The sequence below is a fragment of the Mariniradius saccharolyticus AK6 genome (assembly GCF_000330725.2).
Lineage (GTDB): Bacteria > Bacteroidota > Bacteroidia > Cytophagales > Cyclobacteriaceae > Mariniradius > Mariniradius saccharolyticus.
The window spans coordinates 1-1,655 of sequence record NZ_AMZY02000033.1 but is presented as its reverse complement, the minus strand read 5'-3'; the positions used below and the strand labels follow the sequence as shown (position 1 = coordinate 1,655).

At 53.6% G+C, this 1,655-nt stretch carries 1 protein-coding gene; it reads right to left on the bottom strand.

The features are described from left to right. The coding region (locus tag C943_RS21135; RefSeq protein ID WP_040481787.1) for a DUF7507 domain-containing protein at positions 1-1,655 on the bottom strand (1,655 nt) is incomplete at both ends.

The following is a 1,655-nucleotide window of genomic DNA, read 5'->3' as shown; positions in this document are numbered from 1 at the left end:
TTGACGGTTACCTGATCGGAAACGGATACAGAGCCCGAAGTGGCGGAAGCCGTGTTGCCAACCGAACCGTTGTCCAAGTCAGACTGGACGATTGTGTAGGAAGTATTGAAGCTTTGCGAAGCCGTAGGTGCCAGCGAAGCGATGGTCTGGTTCAATCCTGTCAGCGGATCGACGACCACTACGTTGGAGATTGTTACATTGCCCGTGTTGGTGACGACAATAGTATAATTCAACAGGTCGCCCACCGCATCGTAACTGCCTTCTGCGACTGTTTTCTGGATACTCAATGCAGGGGATTGTACCGCATTCACAACCACTTGGTTGGAAACGGATACCGATCCCGAAGAAGCCGAAGCTGTATTGGCCACGGAACTGTTGTCCAAGTCAGACTGGACGATTGTGTAAGACGTATTGAAGCTTTGCGAAGCCGTTGGGGCGAGCGAAGCGATGGTCTGGTTCAGGCCAGTCAAAGGATCAACCACGACGACATTCGACAAGGTTGTATTGCCCGTGTTGGTGACTGTAACGGTATAGTTCAATACATCGCCCACCGCATCGTAACTGCTTTCAGCCACGGACTTGTCGATGGACAGGGCAGGGGACTGTACCGCGTTGACGGTTACCTGGTCGGAAACGGATAACGATCCCGAAGAAGCCGAAGCTGTATTGGCCACGGAACCTGCATCGATATCTCCCTGGGTTACTGCATAAGAAGTATTGAAGCTTTGCGAAGCCGTTGGGGCGAGCGAAGCGATGGTCTGGTTCAGGCCAGTCAAAGGATCGACCACGACAACGTTCGACAGGGTTGTGTTGCCCGTATTGGTCACGACAATGGTGTAGTTCAATACATCGCCCACCGCATCGTAACTGCTTTCAGCCACCGACTTGTCGATGGATAGGGCAGGGGACTGTACCGCATTCACGACCACCTGGTCGGAGACGGATACCGATCCCGAAGAAGCCGAAGCTGTATTGGCCACGGAACCGTTGTCCAAGTCAGACTGGACGATTGTGTAAGACGTATTGAAGCTTTGAGAAGCCGTCGGAGCCAGCGAAGCGATGGTCTGGTTGAGCCCTGTCAGCGGATCGACGACCACGACGTTGGACAATGTTGTATTGCCCGTGTTGGTGACGACGATCGTATAGTTCAACACGTCTCCCACTGCGTCGAAGCTGCTTTCAGCCACCGACTTGTCAATGGATAGGGCAGGAGACTGTACCGCATTCACGACCACCTGGTCGGAAACGGATACAGAGCCCGAAGAGGCGGAAGCCGTGTTGCCAACCGAACCGTTGTCCAGATCAGACTGGACGATGGTATAAGAAGTATTGAAGCTTTGCGAAGCCGTAGGTGCCAGCGACGCGATGGTCTGGTTGAGTCCTGTCAGTGGATCGACCACGACAACATTCGACAAAGTCACGTTGCCCGTATTGGTGACGACAATGGTGTAGTTCAGGACATCGCCCACCGCATCGTAACTGCCCTCTGCGACTGTTTTCTGAATACTTAAGGCAGGGGACTGTACCGCGTTGACGGTTACCTGGTCGGAAACGGATACCGATCCCGAAGAAGCCGAAGCTGTATTGGCCACCGATCCGGCATCTATATCTGCCTGGGTCGCTGTATATGACGTGTTGAAGCTCTGCGAAGCCGT